At 40.0% G+C, this 16,444-nt stretch carries 30 protein-coding genes; all 30 read right to left on the bottom strand.

The window, feature by feature from the left end; translation table 11 throughout:
- Window positions 1–337 precede the first annotated feature (337 nt).
- On the bottom strand, window positions 338–781 hold the full coding sequence (gene rpiB / locus ACTNBR_RS11195; RefSeq protein WP_441018350.1) for a ribose 5-phosphate isomerase B: 444 nt from the start codon (window positions 779–781) through the stop codon (window positions 338–340).
- 96 nt (window positions 782–877) lie between these two features.
- Window positions 878–1,903 (bottom strand): substrate-binding domain-containing protein, encoded by a 1,026-nt coding sequence (locus tag ACTNBR_RS11200; RefSeq protein ID WP_441018348.1) that lies wholly within the window; start codon window positions 1,901–1,903, stop codon window positions 878–880.
- 87 nt (window positions 1,904–1,990) lie between these two features.
- Entirely contained in the window at window positions 1,991–2,527 is a 537-nt protein-coding gene (locus ACTNBR_RS11205) for a bL17 family ribosomal protein (protein ID WP_427806715.1), read from the bottom strand.
- Window positions 2,528–2,654: 127 nt separating this feature from the next.
- Window positions 2,655–3,614 (bottom strand): DNA-directed RNA polymerase subunit alpha, encoded by a 960-nt coding sequence (locus ACTNBR_RS11210; protein ID WP_427806714.1) that lies wholly within the window; start codon window positions 3,612–3,614, stop codon window positions 2,655–2,657.
- Window positions 3,615–3,769: 155 nt separating this feature from the next.
- Window positions 3,770–4,363: a 30S ribosomal protein S4 gene (gene rpsD / locus ACTNBR_RS11215; RefSeq protein WP_427806713.1), complete on the bottom strand. Its 594-nt coding sequence runs from the start codon at window positions 4,361–4,363 to the stop codon at window positions 3,770–3,772.
- A gap of 27 nt (window positions 4,364–4,390) precedes the next feature.
- Complete coding sequence (gene rpsK / locus ACTNBR_RS11220; RefSeq protein ID WP_016223756.1) at window positions 4,391–4,786, bottom strand: 30S ribosomal protein S11; 396 nt, start codon at window positions 4,784–4,786, stop codon at window positions 4,391–4,393.
- 49 nt (window positions 4,787–4,835) lie between these two features.
- Window positions 4,836–5,204: a 30S ribosomal protein S13 gene (gene rpsM, locus ACTNBR_RS11225; protein WP_427806712.1), complete on the bottom strand. Its 369-nt coding sequence runs from the start codon at window positions 5,202–5,204 to the stop codon at window positions 4,836–4,838.
- A 330-nt stretch (window positions 5,205–5,534) separates the two neighbouring features.
- Window positions 5,535–5,648 carry a 50S ribosomal protein L36 gene (gene rpmJ / locus ACTNBR_RS11230; RefSeq protein ID WP_005339020.1) on the bottom strand — a complete coding sequence of 38 codons (114 nt, stop codon included), beginning with the start codon at window positions 5,646–5,648 and terminating at the stop codon, window positions 5,535–5,537.
- Window positions 5,649–5,765: 117 nt separating this feature from the next.
- Window positions 5,766–5,984 (bottom strand): translation initiation factor IF-1, encoded by a 219-nt coding sequence (gene infA / locus ACTNBR_RS11235; RefSeq protein WP_004607275.1) that lies wholly within the window; start codon window positions 5,982–5,984, stop codon window positions 5,766–5,768.
- 1 nt (window position 5,985) lies between these two features.
- Window positions 5,986–6,252 carry a KOW domain-containing RNA-binding protein gene (locus ACTNBR_RS11240; protein ID WP_427806711.1) on the bottom strand — a complete coding sequence of 89 codons (267 nt, stop codon included), beginning with the start codon at window positions 6,250–6,252 and terminating at the stop codon, window positions 5,986–5,988.
- Between the two features lie 29 nt (window positions 6,253–6,281).
- Window positions 6,282–7,046, bottom strand: coding sequence for a type I methionyl aminopeptidase (gene map, locus ACTNBR_RS11245; protein WP_427806710.1), 765 nt, complete (start codon window positions 7,044–7,046; stop codon window positions 6,282–6,284).
- Between the two features lie 3 nt (window positions 7,047–7,049).
- Complete coding sequence (locus ACTNBR_RS11250) at window positions 7,050–7,694, bottom strand: adenylate kinase (RefSeq protein ID WP_427806709.1); 645 nt, start codon at window positions 7,692–7,694, stop codon at window positions 7,050–7,052.
- A gap of 86 nt (window positions 7,695–7,780) precedes the next feature.
- Window positions 7,781–9,133: a preprotein translocase subunit SecY gene (gene secY / locus ACTNBR_RS11255; RefSeq protein ID WP_427806708.1), complete on the bottom strand. Its 1,353-nt coding sequence runs from the start codon at window positions 9,131–9,133 to the stop codon at window positions 7,781–7,783.
- Entirely contained in the window at window positions 9,133–9,573 is a 441-nt protein-coding gene (gene rplO, locus ACTNBR_RS11260; protein WP_427806707.1) for a 50S ribosomal protein L15, read from the bottom strand. Before rplO ends, secY begins: the two co-directional genes overlap by 1 nt.
- A 25-nt stretch (window positions 9,574–9,598) precedes the next feature.
- Window positions 9,599–9,781: a 50S ribosomal protein L30 gene (gene rpmD, locus ACTNBR_RS11265; RefSeq protein ID WP_427806706.1), complete on the bottom strand. Its 183-nt coding sequence runs from the start codon at window positions 9,779–9,781 to the stop codon at window positions 9,599–9,601.
- Between the two features lie 14 nt (window positions 9,782–9,795).
- Window positions 9,796–10,305 carry a 30S ribosomal protein S5 gene (gene rpsE, locus ACTNBR_RS11270; protein WP_427806705.1) on the bottom strand — a complete coding sequence of 170 codons (510 nt, stop codon included), beginning with the start codon at window positions 10,303–10,305 and terminating at the stop codon, window positions 9,796–9,798.
- A gap of 15 nt (window positions 10,306–10,320) precedes the next feature.
- Complete coding sequence (gene rplR / locus ACTNBR_RS11275; RefSeq protein WP_427806704.1) at window positions 10,321–10,689, bottom strand: 50S ribosomal protein L18; 369 nt, start codon at window positions 10,687–10,689, stop codon at window positions 10,321–10,323.
- Window positions 10,690–10,708: 19 nt separating this feature from the next.
- Window positions 10,709–11,251 (bottom strand): 50S ribosomal protein L6, encoded by a 543-nt coding sequence (gene rplF / locus ACTNBR_RS11280; protein WP_427806703.1) that lies wholly within the window; start codon window positions 11,249–11,251, stop codon window positions 10,709–10,711.
- 72 nt (window positions 11,252–11,323) lie between these two features.
- Window positions 11,324–11,725 (bottom strand): 30S ribosomal protein S8, encoded by a 402-nt coding sequence (rpsH, locus tag ACTNBR_RS11285; RefSeq protein WP_427806702.1) that lies wholly within the window; start codon window positions 11,723–11,725, stop codon window positions 11,324–11,326.
- 18 nt (window positions 11,726–11,743) lie between these two features.
- Window positions 11,744–11,929, bottom strand: a complete 186-nt coding sequence (locus tag ACTNBR_RS11290; protein WP_008372546.1) for a type Z 30S ribosomal protein S14 — start codon at window positions 11,927–11,929, stop codon at window positions 11,744–11,746.
- A gap of 13 nt (window positions 11,930–11,942) precedes the next feature.
- Window positions 11,943–12,482: a 50S ribosomal protein L5 gene (gene rplE, locus ACTNBR_RS11295; protein WP_427806701.1), complete on the bottom strand. Its 540-nt coding sequence runs from the start codon at window positions 12,480–12,482 to the stop codon at window positions 11,943–11,945.
- A 23-nt stretch (window positions 12,483–12,505) separates the two neighbouring features.
- On the bottom strand, window positions 12,506–12,817 hold the full coding sequence (rplX, locus tag ACTNBR_RS11300; protein ID WP_427806700.1) for a 50S ribosomal protein L24: 312 nt from the start codon (window positions 12,815–12,817) through the stop codon (window positions 12,506–12,508).
- 12 nt (window positions 12,818–12,829) lie between these two features.
- On the bottom strand, window positions 12,830–13,198 hold the full coding sequence (rplN, locus tag ACTNBR_RS11305) for a 50S ribosomal protein L14 (protein WP_427806699.1): 369 nt from the start codon (window positions 13,196–13,198) through the stop codon (window positions 12,830–12,832).
- 35 nt (window positions 13,199–13,233) lie between these two features.
- Window positions 13,234–13,488 (bottom strand): 30S ribosomal protein S17, encoded by a 255-nt coding sequence (gene rpsQ, locus ACTNBR_RS11310; protein WP_427806698.1) that lies wholly within the window; start codon window positions 13,486–13,488, stop codon window positions 13,234–13,236.
- A 38-nt stretch (window positions 13,489–13,526) separates the two neighbouring features.
- Entirely contained in the window at window positions 13,527–13,730 is a 204-nt protein-coding gene (gene rpmC / locus ACTNBR_RS11315) for a 50S ribosomal protein L29 (protein ID WP_427806697.1), read from the bottom strand.
- Window positions 13,720–14,157 (bottom strand): 50S ribosomal protein L16, encoded by a 438-nt coding sequence (gene rplP / locus ACTNBR_RS11320; protein ID WP_427806696.1) that lies wholly within the window; start codon window positions 14,155–14,157, stop codon window positions 13,720–13,722. Before rplP ends, rpmC begins: the two co-directional genes overlap by 11 nt.
- Window positions 14,157–14,813 carry a 30S ribosomal protein S3 gene (gene rpsC / locus ACTNBR_RS11325; protein WP_441018346.1) on the bottom strand — a complete coding sequence of 219 codons (657 nt, stop codon included), beginning with the start codon at window positions 14,811–14,813 and terminating at the stop codon, window positions 14,157–14,159. Before rpsC ends, rplP begins: the two co-directional genes overlap by 1 nt.
- A gap of 11 nt (window positions 14,814–14,824) precedes the next feature.
- Complete coding sequence (gene rplV, locus ACTNBR_RS11330) at window positions 14,825–15,211, bottom strand: 50S ribosomal protein L22 (protein ID WP_427806693.1); 387 nt, start codon at window positions 15,209–15,211, stop codon at window positions 14,825–14,827.
- A gap of 31 nt (window positions 15,212–15,242) precedes the next feature.
- Entirely contained in the window at window positions 15,243–15,524 is a 282-nt protein-coding gene (gene rpsS / locus ACTNBR_RS11335) for a 30S ribosomal protein S19 (RefSeq protein ID WP_008372528.1), read from the bottom strand.
- A gap of 25 nt (window positions 15,525–15,549) precedes the next feature.
- Window positions 15,550–16,392: a 50S ribosomal protein L2 gene (gene rplB, locus ACTNBR_RS11340; protein ID WP_427806692.1), complete on the bottom strand. Its 843-nt coding sequence runs from the start codon at window positions 16,390–16,392 to the stop codon at window positions 15,550–15,552.
- Between the last annotated feature and the right edge of the window lie 52 nt (window positions 16,393–16,444).

Genomic DNA, 16,444 nt, shown 5'->3' on the forward strand with positions numbered 1-16,444 from the left:
ATAACACGTTGAAAACTTATTGATCAGCTGAAGCGGAAACGCGTTCAGTTACATCCGGAAAGACTGATCAGCTCTTAGCGGAATGCGTGGTCAGATGAGCCGGAATTTGCATATGTATACATATTTTATTTTTTTCGCGGCAATACATCAAAATATGTACAAAAACTATAGTATTATTTCTACGTTTTTTTTACTTGACATGATATTATTAAGAAAATCTGTATTAATCCATACATACAAAACAATTCTATTAAAAAAGCCACAAAACATCTCTCTTATATTTTCCAGATGCTCTGCAGCTTAGTTTTTATATTCTATTCCTATATCAACTACTATTCTATTGTCGTTCTTCAATCGCCATGACCATATCCACTCGATCCTGATGACGTCCGCCCTTGAATTCTGCATTCAGCCACTCATCAAGAATCATCTTTGCAGTCTCTATACCAATGACTCTTGCACCAAATGCAAGTATATTCGCATTATTATGTTCTCTTGCCATTCTTGCTGTATATGGTTCCGAACATACGGCAGCCCGAATACCATGTACTTTATTCGCAGCAAGTGAAATTCCCAGACCTGTTCCGCAAATCGCAATTCCCAATTCAACTTCTCCATTTACAACTGCATGCGCAATCTTTTCGCCGTATTCGGGATAATTGCAGCTTTCATATGAATCTGTTCCGTAGTTTATGACTTCGTAACCTTTCTCAACCAGGTATTCGACGACCTGTTTTTTCATGTCAACAGCAGAATGATCATTCGCAACTCCTATTTTCATATTAACATTCTCCTTTTTCATACTCAAAATGATTTTACAAGCTAGTTATATTATAAGCATACAGTTCTTCGTAGTCAAGAATGTGAAATAAAGAGTTTAATATGATCTTTTTTCTATAACTTCTTCAAGATCGTTATTGATATCGTAATAGCTTTCTTTCACATATTGCTTTTTATCAATATTGATTCCTGCCTCTAATTTTTGAATAATTTCAGCTGTTTTGGGTGCGAGAAAAGGTGTACATTCAAAAGATATATTGATTTTCCCTTCCTGCACTGCTTCAAGGCCTTCTCTACTCGCATCAAAAGAAATTAGAATGACATCCCCGTCCGGTCCTGAACTCATATTTTTTTCTCCCAGTGCATCAATTACGCCCATGGCCATTTGATCGTTTTCCGCTATAACAACATCAATTTTATCCTCATTTTCAAGAAACATCAACATGACTTCTTTTGCAGTTGTTCTATCATTTTCAGCTGTTTGCTGTCCTACGATTCTCCAGTTTGAATGCTTTCCGAGTATTTTCTGATATCCTTCCGCTCTCTCCATTTGCTCCGGCGAACCGATACTCCCCTGAATCATCGCAATGTCCAATTCTTCTTCGTCCTCGGCTTTATCTTCTTTATCCAGATGATCTTCAAGCCATTTCAGTGCCTGTTTACCTTGTTCTTCATAGTTACTTCCAATCCAGCATTCATACATAGAAGCATCGCTTTCATCAATCTGCTGATTGACAAGAATAACGGAACTTCCAGCGCGTTTTACGTCTTCCAGTGCTTCTTCCCATCCCATTTCCGCAACCGGATTCAACAAAATATAGTCCACGCCTTCTTCCGCAAATGCACGAATAGCCTCAATCTGTTTTTCCTGATCATTTCCGGCATCCTTAAATAAAAATCTATATCCGTTTTCCTCTGTAAAGATTGATTGAAAAGATTCTGTATTTGCCTCTTTCCACGCAGAGTCCTCTCCTCCCTGAACCATTCCTACCGTTATTAGATAATCAAATTCTTCCTGCTGTCCACTTCCATTTCTTCGTTCTCCAGTGCATCCAAGTCCAATTTTTGAAATTGCAAAGGCTAAACATATTGCCGTCATAAGAGCAGCTGTTTTCCATTTCATCAAGGTTCACCCTTTCGCAAATATTATTTCAAATTTGAAAAGACCGCACATCATTATGATATGCGGTCACATTTTTATAGTTAAGTTCTATACTAATTCGATAAGAACTTCCATTGCAGCGTCACCTTTACGCTGTCCAATTTTAATAATTCTTGTATATCCACCATTACGATCTGCATATTTCGGCGCAATTTCTGTAAACAGTTTATCTACAAGATCTACTTCTTTCGTATTTTTTCTTCTTCCTGCTGCAGCAGTCGGTACTTCTGTTACAGGATAAAGAACTTTGAGCATCTGACGTCTTGCATGAAGTCGTGACGGATTATCCTTTTTGATTGTCTTTTCAACTTCATCGTAAACGGTTACTCTCTTACCGTCAACAACTTCTTTTACTCTCTTTCCGTCTTTGTCTTTTCTTGCAACTTTCGCTTTGATAGTTACTTCTTCATAATTATCTTTTTCTTTTACAGCAAGAGCAATCAGGCCTTCTGTAATCTTGCGGATTTCTTTTGCCTTAGCTTCTGTTGTTTTGATCTTTCCATGCTGAAGTAACATCGTTACCTGATTTCTTAATAAAGCTTTTCTCTGACTTGATGTTCTGCCAAGTTTTCTATATTTTGCCATTTTCTTAATCCTCCATTTATTTGGGACATATCACGTGCTTCTTTGGACTTACCGGGATATGCCATCTGGTTATGCTTTCATCGGGCTTACTAGCCAGATAGTTACCTGAAAGGCAGAGCCATATGCTCTATTCCTCTCCCTGACTTAATTCCAAGCCAAGTTCTTTTAATTTAGCCAGAACTTCTTCGAGTGATTTACGTCCGAGGTTACGAACTTTCATCATATCTTCAGGCGTTCTGTTTGTAAGTTCTTCTACCGTATTGATACCTGCTCTCTTCAGACAATTGTATGAACGTACTGAAAGTTCAAGTTCATCAATACTCATTTCAAGTACTTTTTCTTTTTCATCATCTTCTTTTTCAATCATAACTTCTGCAGCCTGAGCTACTTCAGAAAGATCAATAAATAATTTCAGATGTTCATTGAGTACTTTTGCTGCCAGACTGACTGCTTCATCCGGCAAAAGTGTTCCATTAGTCCATACATCCAACGTAAGCTTATCAAAATCTGTGATCTGGCCAACACGCGTATTCTGTACTGTAAGGTTTACACGTTCAACCGGGGTGTAAATGGAATCAATCGGAATCACGCCAATCGGCATATCTTCCGTCTTATTCTTGTCAGCGCCCACATATCCCCTTCCCTTTGTAATGGTCAGTTCCATGTAAAGCTTGCTGTCAGTTCCGCCATTCAATGTAGCAATCACTGTATCAGGATTCATGATTTCAATATCAGAATCAGCCTGAATATCTGCTCCCGTTACGACACCTTCACCTTCAAACTCAATATAAGCCGTTTTCGGTTCATCTGTTTCGGAAGTATTCTTGATTGCCAGGGATTTCAAATTCATGATGATTTCAGTTACATCTTCCTTAACTCCAGGAATGGAGCTGAATTCATGCAGTACACCGTCGATTTTAATCTGGCTGATTGCTGCACCCGGTAAAGAAGAAAGCATAATTCTTCTCAAAGAGTTACCCAACGTCGTACCATATCCTCTTTCCAAAGGTTCTACTACGAATCTGCCATATTTTTTATCTTCAGAAATTTCTGTAATTTCAATATTTGGTTTATTAAAATCAAACACTATTTTGGTCCCTCCTTATGGGTTTTTGAATGTTGAGGGTTGCTTTGTCCCGGACCCTCCTCCCTGCAGGATAGCCGGGTATTCTTTTCAACAGCACCTTAACGAACCCGAAAATCAGGTTCGTTAAGTACTGCATCTTCTTAAATGAATGCGTTTTATTTAGAATATAACTCGACAATCATCATTTCGTCTACCGGAACATCAATTGCTTCGCGAAGCGGAAGTTCTTTTACCGTTCCCTTTAAAGCTTCCGGATCTGCTTCAAGCCAATCTGGAACCATGCGTCCAGCAGTCACTTCCATAATGTCTTTGTATCTCTGAAGGCTCTTCTTTCCTTCTTTGATTTCGATAACATCACCGGCTTTGATCTGGTATGATGGAATGTTTACCTGTTTTCCATTCACAAGTACATGCTTATGATCCACAATCTGTCTTGCTTCACGTCTTGTTCTGGCAAATCCAAGACGGAAAATTACGTTATCCAGTCTTGATTCAAGAAGAACCATCAGGTTATCACCTGTCATACCTTTCATACGATCTGCTCTTTCAAAGTAGTTTCTGAAAGGTTTCTCTAATACACCATAGATAAATTTAGCTTTCTGCTTCTCGCGTAACTGCAGACCATACTCGCTCATTTTTCTATTAGATCTTTTCAACTGTCTGTTAGACTTTTTATCAATTCCTAAATATACCGGATCCATTCCTAATGAACGGCATCTTTTCAGAACCGGAACTCTATTTACTGCCATGCTCTTTATCCTCCTATAATAATTCGACTAGACTCTTCTTCTCTTCGGTGGGCGGCATCCATTGTGCGGTACCGGTGTTACGTCTCTGATGCTTGTTACATCAATTCCGCATGCCTGAAGTGCACGGATTGCTGCTTCTCTTCCTGAACCAGGTCCTTTTACGAATACATCTACTGATTTAAGACCATGAACTAAAGCTGCTTTAGCTGCCGTCTCTGCTGCCATCTGAGCTGCATAAGGAGTAGATTTCCTTGAACCTCTAAATCCCAGACCACCTGCACTTGCCCATGATAAAGCATTTCCCTGAGCATCTGTCAAAGTAACGATTGTATTATTGAAAGATGACTGGATATGTGCCTGTCCGCGTTCAACGTTTTTCTTGACACGTTTTTTTGTCACTTTTTTTGTAACTTTTTTAGCCATAATAAAACTAACCTACACTTTCCTATTATACTGTTATCTGTTTCTCAAATTATTTCTTTTTGTTTGCAACTGTTCTCTTCGGACCTTTTCTTGTTCTTGCATTCGTCTTTGTCTTCTGACCACGAACAGGAAGTCCTTTTCTGTGACGGATTCCTCTATAGCATCCGATTTCCTGAAGTCTCTTGATGTTCAGCGCGATCTCTCTGCGGAGATCACCTTCTACCATCTGAGTTTCGTCGATTACTGCACTGATTTTCTTAACTTCGTCATCTGTTAAGTCTCTGCAGCGGGTATCTGGATTAACTCCAGCTTCTGCAAGAATACGGTTTGAACTTGTTCTACCGATTCCGTAGATATAAGTCAATCCGATTTCTACACGTTTGTCTCTTGGTAAGTCTACACCTGCAATACGAGCCATTTGTGATTTCCTCCATTTGATTCATTTTTTGATACTGTCTTAAATTGAGGCTGAGGGTATCCCGTTATCAAAAGCACCCTACCGGACATTCCTTCACCTTACATGACTTGTCCGATATACCAGCCCAGATGCGTCGGTATTCGCATCCTTTCCGGCAACCGATCTATCGGCTAATGACCGCCGGTATTGTAAGCAATATACTTGAAACCACCGCTTTAGCTTTATGGCAGATGGGGTGTTTCCCTGTATATTTGAAATAGCATCCAACGCCCTACACACTTCCAGGCGTATCGTGCTATCAGCCGCCTAATTCATTATAAACATTCGTCATTATCCCTGACGCTGTTTATGTTTCGGATTTTCGCAGATAATTCTGACGCTTCCTTTTCTCTTGATAACTTTGCATTTTTCGCAAATCGGTTTTACTGATGATCTAACCTTCATGTCAAATCCTCCTTTCATACCTTGCCAGTTTGCATTTTCCCACCACTGTCTATTAATACCCGACAGCAGTTCGCCTAATATTATAGCATTACACAAAATATAAAGTCAATAGTTATTTTACTTATCTCTCCAGATAATTCTTCCTTTTGATAAATCATATGGCGAAAGTTCCAATGTTACTTTATCTCCCGGTAAAATTTTAATAAAATTCATACGAAGCTTTCCGCTGATATGTGCCAGGACCTGATGACCATTTTCGAGTTCTACCTGAAACATTGCGTTTGGAAGTTTTTCAACAACCGTCCCTTCAATTTCAATTACATCTGCCTTTGACATATTAAGATTCCTCCTTCATTCCTGTCAGTGATTTACTGTACTCTTTCAATATCCTTTTTACTTTTTCATCATCTGCTGAATTAATTTCATGTTTTATCCGAATAAGCTGCACATGCTTTTTCTTTTTCTTTTTTGGATTATCTGTTTTTCTGTTTTTTCCGTCTGACAGATATACATATGCATCTTCTATCTTAGTAATGACATAAACTTTTTCTTTATCATGCCCCGCCAGTGACCTGGCAAGCATACCTTCTTCCCATCTTTCCATATCTTCGCGCCTCATCATGTTACACAGACTTACTTTATTTTGCCGCCAAGTGTCAAAAGTATGGGCTCTCCCTTTGTAATCAGCACTGTATTCTCATAATGTGCCGAAAGCTTCCCATCTCGCGTCACAACCGTCCAATCATCATCCAGCCATCTGACTTTCTCAGTACCAAGATTGATCATAGGCTCGATCGCAAGGGTCATTCCGGCTTTTAATTTAGGTCCGCGTCTCATCATCGGAAAGTTCGGGATTTCAGGATCTTCATGCAGGTGGGTTCCGATTCCGTGTCCGCAAAGTTCCCTTACTACTCCATAACCAAATCCGGCAGCATATCTTCCTATTGCACCGGAAATCTCAAATAAATAATTGCCTTCTTTTGCATATTTTATTCCTTCAAAAAAGCTTTGTCTGGTCACTTCGATCAGTTTTTTTGCTTCTTCACTGATTTCTCCTACTGCATGCGTCCTTGCCGCATCTGAATGATACCCCTTATAAATAAGTCCCGCATCCAGACTTACAATGTCTCCCTCCTGAATGATCCGATTTCGTGATGGAATTCCATGAACAACTTCTTCATTAACCGATACGCAGATAGATGCAGGATACCCGTTATAATTCAGGAAAGAAGGTTCGCAGCCGTAGCTGCGAATCACTTCCTCTCCAATTGCATCAATGTCCAGTGTTGTCATTCCCGGCTTTAATGCTTTTTCCATCTCCTCATGTACGATTTCCAGAATCCTTCCGGCCTGGGTCATCAGTTCAATTTCTCTTTCTGATTTAATCGTAATTGCCATGAGCTATTCTCCCAAGATAGAAACAATGGCAGCAAATACGTCTTCCATATCTACTGTTCCATCTACAGTTTTTAAAATGCCTTGATTCGTATAATACTCGATCAGCGGCTGTGTCTGTTCATGATATACGCCAAGACGTTTCAGAACAGTCTCCGGTTTATCATCATCACGCAGAATTAATTCACCGCCACATACATCACAAATTCCTTCCTGTCTGGTCGGCGCATATTCAAGATGATATGTAGCGCCACATCCCACACAGGCGCGTCTTCCGCCCATGCGGCGAACAATATTTTCATCCGGAACATCTACATCGATAGCATAATCCATTTTCTGTCCCTGGGCAGCAAGCGCTTTATCCAGTGCTTCTGCCTGAGGAATTGTTCTCGGAAAACCGTCAAGTACATATCCATTCTCACAATCTTCTTGATTGACACGATCTACTACAAGATCCACAACAAGTTCGTCCGGAACGAGAAGTCCCTGATCCATATAAGTCTTTGCTTTCTTTCCAAGTTCCGTACCGTTTTTGATATTTGCCCTGAAAATATCTCCGGTTGAAATATGCGGAATTCCATATTTTGCCGCTATTTTCTTAGCCTGAGTTCCTTTTCCTGCTCCAGGAGCACCTAACATAATAATCTTCATACTGCTACCTCCTTTTTTAACATGTTCAAATAGCTCGTTGCAATTTATCTATTATGTAATGATAAACAACAACGAGCCACTGTGTTCTAAAATCCAAGGAAACTGTTCTTCATTGCATTTCCTTTGTTATTTAAAAATCCTGTATAGTTTCGTACGAGCATCTGTGATTCAATTTGTTTCACAGTTTCAAGTACAACACCAATAATAATGATCAAAGATGTTCCACCGAACGATACCTGCGCTCCAAATACTCCATTAAAGAAGAACGGAATCACCTGCACAATTACAAGACCACACGCACCGATAAAGATAATATAATTTAAAATCTTCGTCAGATAATCTACAGTAGGCTTACCAGGACGAATACCTGGAATAAATCCGCCGCTTTTCTTCATATTATTCGCAATTTCAAGTGGGTTAAATGTAATGCTCGTATAGAAATATGCAAAAAATACTGTCAATGCAATGTATACGATCAATCCCCATGAATATTGAAGATGAGACGGGTTACACCAGTTTCCTGAATTTAATCCACGAAGTATTTCACTTCCAATGCCAGTTCCATTGCCTTTTCCTAAAAAAGAAGCAATTACAATTGGAAACTGCATAATAGATGAAGCAAAAATAACCGGAATAACTCCTGCTGTATTTACTTTAAGCGGAATATTTGTTGACTGTCCGCCAACACTTCTTCTTCCCTGTACTTTCTGAGAATACTGAACCGGAATTCTTCTTTCTGCATCCTGCAGCACAACTGTAAACACTACAAGTGCAAGAATAATTGCCAGAATGATAAGCGCCGCAAGCCCACCTTTTGCAAGGCCTTTACCTTTGACAAAAGTTTCATACAACGTAGTCAGATCACTTGGTACACGCGACAGAATATTAATTAAAAGAACGATAGAAATTCCGTTTCCTACGCCCTTCTCCGTAATTCTCTCACCTATCCACATCAAGAATGCAGAACCAGCTGTCAGTGTCAGAACTACGATTGCTGCATTTACAAAATTGTATTCTTCCAGAAGTCCCCGACGTCCAAAACCAACTGCCATGGCAGTTGATTCAATCAGAGCCAGACCAACTGTTACATAACGTGTAATCGTAGCAATTTTCTTTCTTCCGTCTTCTCCCTCTTTCTGCATCTCTTCCAATTTCGGAATTGCAATTGTGAGGAGCTGCATGATAATGGAAGAAGTAATATACGGTGTAATACTCAATGCGAAAACGGACATCTGTTCAAAAGAACCACCGGTGAAAGCATTAAAGAAATTAAATGTTTCACCGGTCTGATTTGCAAAGAAATCCTTAATGTAGTTCGGGTCAACTCCCGGGGTAGGGAGTTGTGACCCGAGGCGTACTACAAACAACATCGCAAGGGTATACAGTATTTTTTTCCGTATATCTTCAATTTGAAATGCCTTACGGAATGTCTGTAGCATTAGATCACCTCTGCTTTTCCACCAACTGCTTCAATCTTTTCTACAGCACCTGCACTAAATGCATCTGCCTGAACAGTAAGCTTTTTGGTTAACTCTCCATTTCCAAGAATTTTAACACCATCTCTAGGATTCTTAACGATTCCTGCTTCGATCAAAGTCTCAACGGAAACAACTGAATCATTTTCAAATACTTCTAAAGCACTGACATTAATTCCTACGATTGTCTTAGAGTTTCTGCATGTGAAACCTCTCTTAGGAATACGTCTGTATAATGGCATCTGACCACCTTCGAAACCTGGTCTGGTTGCTCCAGAACGGGCTTTCTGACCTTTGTGTCCTTTTCCGGCTGTCTTACCATTTCCTGAACCGTGTCCACGGCCTCTTCTGAAATTATCGCTATGTTTTGCTCCGTCAGCAGGTCTTAAATTTGATAAGTCCATTGTGACACCTCCTTATCTATAAGATTTATGCTTCTTCTTCAACTTTTACCAGATGTCTTACCTGCTGCACCATTCCTCTGACTGCAGCATTATCCGGCAATACAACTGTTTTATTTACTTTTCTCAGCCCTAAAGCTTCTACTGTTTTTTTATGTTTCGGAACAGCACCGATTGTAGATTTCACTAATGTGATTTTCAAATTTGCCATCTGTAATCTCCTCCTTAGCCTAAAATCTCTTCAACAGATTTTCCGCGAAGTTTAGCTACTTTTTCTGGAGCTTTCAGTTCACTTAAACCATTGATTGTAGCAAGTACTACATTCTGCTTATTGTTTGAACCAAGAGATTTTGTACGAATGTTCTTGATTCCGGCAAGCTCGATAACGGCACGAGCCGGTCCACCAGCGATAACACCGGTACCTTCCGGAGCTTTCTTCAGAAGTACAGAAGCACTTCCGAATTTTCCGATATAGTCATGTGTAATACTTTCATTTTCATCTAATGTTACTGTGATGAGTTTCTTCATGGCATCTTCTTTTCCTTTGCGGATCGCTTCCGGAATTTCTGCTGCCTTTCCTAAACCTGCACCAACATGGCCGTTTCCATCTCCGACAACTACTAAAGCTGTGAATCTCATGTTACGACCACCCTTAACAACTTTGGTAACACGTTTAATTGATACTACTTTTTCGGTAAGTTCTAACTGTTTAGCATCAATACGTTCCTGTTTCATGTGTGCGCCTCCTTACTAGAAATTCAAACCAGCTTCTCTAGCTGCGTCTGCTAATGCTTTAATTTTTCCGTGGTAGATGAATCCACCTCTGTCAAATACAACTGTTGTAATACCTTTTTCCAATGCCTTCTTTGCAATAACAGTTCCAAGGTATGCTGCTGCTTCAACGTTGTTGGTCTTTTCCAGTTCAGCTTTTACATCTTTCTGAAGAGTGGAAGCTGAGACAAGAGTATTTCCAACAGTATCGTCAATGATCTGAGCATACATATGATTATTACTTCTAAACACAGCAAGACGCGGTCTTTCAGCTGTTCCGCTGAAACGGTTGCGTAATTTTCTATGCTTATTTTCACGAACTTCGCTTCTAGATTTTTTACTAACCATTTGTTCACACTCTCCTTACTTATTTTTTACCAGTCTTACCAACTTTACGTCTAATAACTTCATCAGCATATTTGATACCTTTACCTTTGTAAGGTTCCGGTCTTCTCTTATCTCTGATTTCAGCTGCATACTGGCCAACTTTTTCTTTGCTAATTCCCTTAACGATGATTTTGTTCTGTCCTTCAAGAACCGTTTCAATTCCTTCTGGATCTTCCATCTCAACCGGGTGAGAGTATCCCAAACTCAATGTTAATTTATTTCCAGATTTTGCTGCTCTGTAACCAACACCGTTGATCTCAAGAACTTTCTGATAACCTTCTGTTACACCAATCACCATGTTATTAATAAGAGTTCTTGTAAGACCATGTAAAGATTTCATCTTCTTTAAGTCATTCGGTCTTGTTACTACAACTTCGTCGCCTTCTTTTTTGATTTCCATTTCAACCGGAAGTTCTCTAACGAGAGTTCCTTTTGGACCTGTAACGGTCACTACATTATTCTCTGCGATTTCAACAGTTACACCTGCCGGGATCGCTACCGGATGTCTTCCAATACGTGACATGCCTTTTACCTCCTACACTTACATTCTCGGAATGAGTGCTGTGCTCATTCTGTTTTCAGTTGCTACTTTATATTACCAGATAAAGCAAAGAACTTCTCCGCCTACGCCAAGTTTTCTTGCTTCTTTATCAGTAATGACTCCCTGATTTGTAGAAATAATAGCTGTTCCAAGTCCTCCGAGTACCTTCGGGAGTTCGTCTTTACCAGCGTAAACGCGAAGACCCGGTTTAGAGATTTTCTTCAGACCAGAAATAACTTTCTCATTTTTATCTGCACCGTATTTTAATGTGATGCGGATTGTGTTGAAGCTGCCTTCTTCTACGATATCGTATTTTGCAATATATCCCTCATTCAGAAGAATATCTGCAATAGCGATTTTCATTTTAGATGCCGGAACATCAACTGTATCATGTTTTGCAGTATTTGCATTACGGATTCTTGTAAGCATATCTGCAATTGGATCACTCATAGTCATCTGGATTGTCCTCCTTTTCTACCAACTTGCTTTCTTAACGCCCGGAATTTCACCCTTGTATGCCAGTTCACGGAAGCATACACGGCAGATTCCATATTTTCTTAAATATGCATGTGGACGTCCGCAGATTCTGCAGCGATTGTATTCTCTTGTAGAGAATTTCTGTTTGCGCTGCTGTTTCAGTTTCATTGCTGTCTTTGCCATGAAAATTTCCTCCTTACTTTGTGAATGGCATGTTGAACTGTGTTAATAATTCACGAGCTTCTTCGTCAGTTCTTGCAGTTGTAACGAAGATAACATCCATACCTCTTACTTTATCCACTTTATCGTACTCGATTTCAGGGAAGATCAGCTGCTCTTTGATTCCAAGAGCGTAATTTCCTCTTCCGTCAAATGCGTTCGGGTTAACTCCTCTAAAGTCACGAACTCGCGGCAGTGCAAGGTTGATCAGACGATCAACGAATTCATACATCTTCTCGCCTCTTAATGTAACCTTGCATCCAATTGCCATACCTTCACGGATTTTGAAGTTAGCAACAGATTTCTTAGCTCTTGTAAGAACCGCTTTCTGTCCGGTAATTTTTTCCATATCAGCTACTGCTGAGTCTAATGCTTTTGCATTATCTTTTGCTTCGCCAACACCCATGTTGATTACAACTTTATCGAGTTTTGGCACTTCCATAATATTCTTATAACCAAATTTCTTGATCATTGCATCAACGATCTCATTCTGGTACTGTTCTTTCAGTCTACTCAAAGCTCTGGACCTCCTTCCTCGAATTAATCAATCACTTCGCCTGTTGATTTAGCAAAACGAACTTTCTTGTCTCCTTCAAGTTTAAAACCAACTCTTGTGGCTTCTCCCTTGTGCACATACATTACGTTGGACGCATCGATCGGTCCTTCCTGATGGATGATTCCACCTTCCGGATTGGAAGCGCTCGGTTTTGTATGTTTTGTTCTCATGTTAACATTTTCCACAAGGACAGTTCCGTCTTTTTTATTAACAGCGATTACTTTGCCTTCTTTGTCTTTGTCTTTTCCGGCGATTACTTTAACAGTATCACCTTTCTTGATCTTCATTGTTGACATATTCGAACCTCCTTACAGTACTTCCGGAGCCAGGGAAACAATTTTCATAAACTGTTTCTCACGAAGTTCTCTGGCTACAGGTCCAAAAATACGAGTTCCTCTTGGGTTTTTGTCATCTTTTATAATTACTGCAGCATTCTCGTCGAATCTGATGTAAGAACCATCTTTACGACGTGTGCTGTTTACAGTACGAACTACAACAGCTTTTACTACATCACCTTTTTTAACAACGCCGCCTGGTGTTGCATCTTTAACAGACGCAACGATCACATCGCCGATTGCTGCATATCTTCTTGTAGAACCGCCTAATACACGGATACAGAGTAATTCTTTAGCACCTGTGTTGTCAGCTACTTTTAATCTGCTTTCTTGCTGTATCATGCAGGTAAACCTCCTTATACTTATTCAAAGCCAAACTATTTAACTTCTTCTACGATTTCAACAAGTCTCCATCTCTTATCTTTCGATAACGGTCTTGTTTCCATAACTTTTACTCTATCGCCAATATTGCATTTATTCTCTTCATCATGCGCTTTTAATTTATAAGTTCTTTTTACGATCTTATTGTAAAGCGGATGTTTTACATGGTCTTCTACTGCAACAACGATTGTCTTATCCATCTTGTTGCTTACAACCTTACCAACTCTCGTTTTTCTCAGGTTTCTTTCCACGGTTTTGCTCCTTTCTAGAACACTCTAAGCTACGCTGCTTATTCGTTGCCTTTTTCAGTAATCACTGTCTGAATTCTTGCGATGTTCTTTCTGACTTCTTTGATTCTGCTTGTATTATCTAACTGGTTTGTTGCGTTCTGGAATCTCAGGTTAAAGAGTTCCTTTTTAGCAGCTACTAATTCTTCGTTCAGCTCCGCAACTGATTTTGCTTTTAAATCTTCTACGAATGTCTTAATTTTCACTGTTATCACCGCCTTCTAAATCTGCACGAGAAACGACTTTACATTTGCATGGTAACTTGTGCATAGCCAGACGAAGTGCTTCTCTTGCAACTTCTTCAGGTACTCCTGACAGCTCAAACATAACACGTCCTGGCTTAACAACTGCTACCCAGTATTCAAGAGTTCCTTTACCAGAACCCATACGAGTTTCAGCCGGTTTTGTTGTTACTGGTTTATCCGGGAAAATCTTAATCCAAACTTTACCACCACGCTTGATGTAACGTGTCATAGCAATACGGGCAGCTTCGATCTGATTGGATTTGATCCAACATGGTTCCATTGCCACAAGACCATATTCACCGTTCGTGATCTTGTTTCCTCTTAATGCTTTACCCTTCATGGAGCCACGGAACTGTTTTCTACGTTTTACTCTTTTTGGCATTAACATTATTTATCGCTCCCTTCCTTACTTGCCTTTGTTGGAAGTACTTCGCCTTTGTATACCCATACCTTAACACCAACTTTTCCATAAGTTGTGTCTGCTTCAGCGAAGCCATAGTCAATGTCTGCTCTTAATGTCTGAAGCGGAATCGTTCCTTCACTGTAGAACTCTGTACGAGCCATATCAGCTCCGCCAAGACGTCCTGATACAGAAGTCTTAACACCAAGCGCTCCTGCTTTCATAGTTCTGGACATGCAGGACTTCATTGCACGACGGAATGAAATACGGTTTTCCAGCTGCTGTGCAATATTCTCAGCTACTAACTGTGCGTCCTTATCCGGTCTCTTCACTTCTTTGATATCAACGATAACTTTTTTATCCGTCATTTTCTTAAGTTCAGCTTTTACTTTTTCAATCTCTGAACCGCCTTTACCGATTACGACACCCGGTTTAGCAGTATAAATAATAATCTTCACACGGTCAGATGCTCTTTCGATTTCAATCTTAGAAACACCGGCACTATATAATTTCTTTTTAAGAAATACTCTGATTTTATGGTCTTCTACCAGGTAATCAGCGAAATCTTTCTCTGCATACCATTTTGAGTCCCAGTCTTTGATAACACCGACTCTCAAGCCATGAGGATTAACTTTCTGTCCCATGATTGTCCTCCTTATCTTTCATTCAGCACAAGTGTAATATGACTCATTCTCTTTTCGATTCTGTAAGCTCTGCCCTGTGCTCTCGGTCTGATTCTCTTCATTGTTGGTCCTTTATTTGCGTAACATTCCTCGATATAAAGGTTTTCAACATTCATACCATTGTTGTTTTCAGCATTAGCAATTGCTGACTCTAATAATTTCTTTATAATGCTTGAAGCGTATCTTGGGTTATATGTCAAAATACCAAGCGCTGTCTGTACATCCTTACCTCTGATGGCATCTAATACGAAGCATGCTTTCTGAACAGAGACTCTAGCGTAAGATAACTTAGCTGATGGTCTGGTGTCTTTATTTGCATTTCTTTCTCTCTTAATTTGACTTCTATGTCCTTTTGCCATGGGATGAAACCTCCTTTCAATACGTTAAATATTATCTAACTTTGGATTTCTTTTCGTCTTTTCCATGTCCTCTATAGGTTCTGGTTGCAACGAACTCTCCGAGTTTGTGTCCAACCATATCCTCTGTTACATATACCGGAACGTGTTTTCTTCCGTCATGAACTGCAATTGTATGTCCAACCATAATCGGGAAGATTGTAGAACGGCGAGACCATGTTTTAATAACACCCTTGTCTCCTGATGCGTTCATTGCTTCCACTTTTTTCAGCAGACTTGCATCTGCAAATGGTCCTTTTTTAAGTGAACGAGCCATAGGTTATAACCTCCTTCAAAATTAACTATTTGATTCCTCTACCGTCTTTTCTTCTGATGATCAGCTTATTAGACTGTTTGTTTTTCTTACGAGTCTTAAGGCCAAGTGCCGGTTTACCCCAAGGTGTGCACGGACCCGGACGACCAATTCCAGTCTTACCTTCACCACCACCATGTGGATGGTCATTCGGGTTCATTACAGAACCACGAACTGTAGGTCTGATACCCATATGACGTTTACGTCCTGCTTTACCAATATTTACCAGGTTGTGATCACCATTACCAACTACACCAACTGATGCGCGGCATTCGATCGGAACCATTCTCATTTCGCCTGAAGGAAGACGAAGTGTTGCATATTTACCTTCTTTAGCCATTAACTGAGCACTGTTTCCTGCAGAACGAACCATCTGTCCGCCTTTTCCAGGATGAAGCTCAATGTTGTGGATCTGTGTACCAACCGGGATGCAGCTGAGCGGCAGGCAGTTTCCTACATGTACTTCCGCTTCCGGTCCGTTCATAACTTTCATTCCATCCTTAAGTCCTTCCGGTGCAAGGATGTATGCTTTCTCGCCGTCTGCATAACAGATCAATGCGATGTTAGCTGTTCTGTTCGGATCGTATTCAATTCCGATTACAGTAGCCGGGATTCCGTCTTTTTTACGTTTAAAATCCACAATTCTATATTTTCTCTTAACTCCGCCTCCGCGGTGTCTTACAGTAATTTTACCCTGATTGTTACGTCCGGCTGTCTTATTCAAAGATACAACTAAGGATTTTTCCGGAGTTGTCTTTGTGATTTCTGAGAAATCAGAACCGGTCATATGTCTTCTGGATGGTGTATATGGGCGGTATGTTTTAATTCCCATTACTCTATCTCCTTTCGTTACTTCTAATTATTAGTGTCACGGAATTGCACCG

Origin of the sequence: Bariatricus sp. HCP28S3_F11, assembly GCF_052065395.1 — a bacterium.
Taxonomy (GTDB): Bacteria; Bacillota; Clostridia; order Lachnospirales; family Lachnospiraceae; genus Allocoprococcus.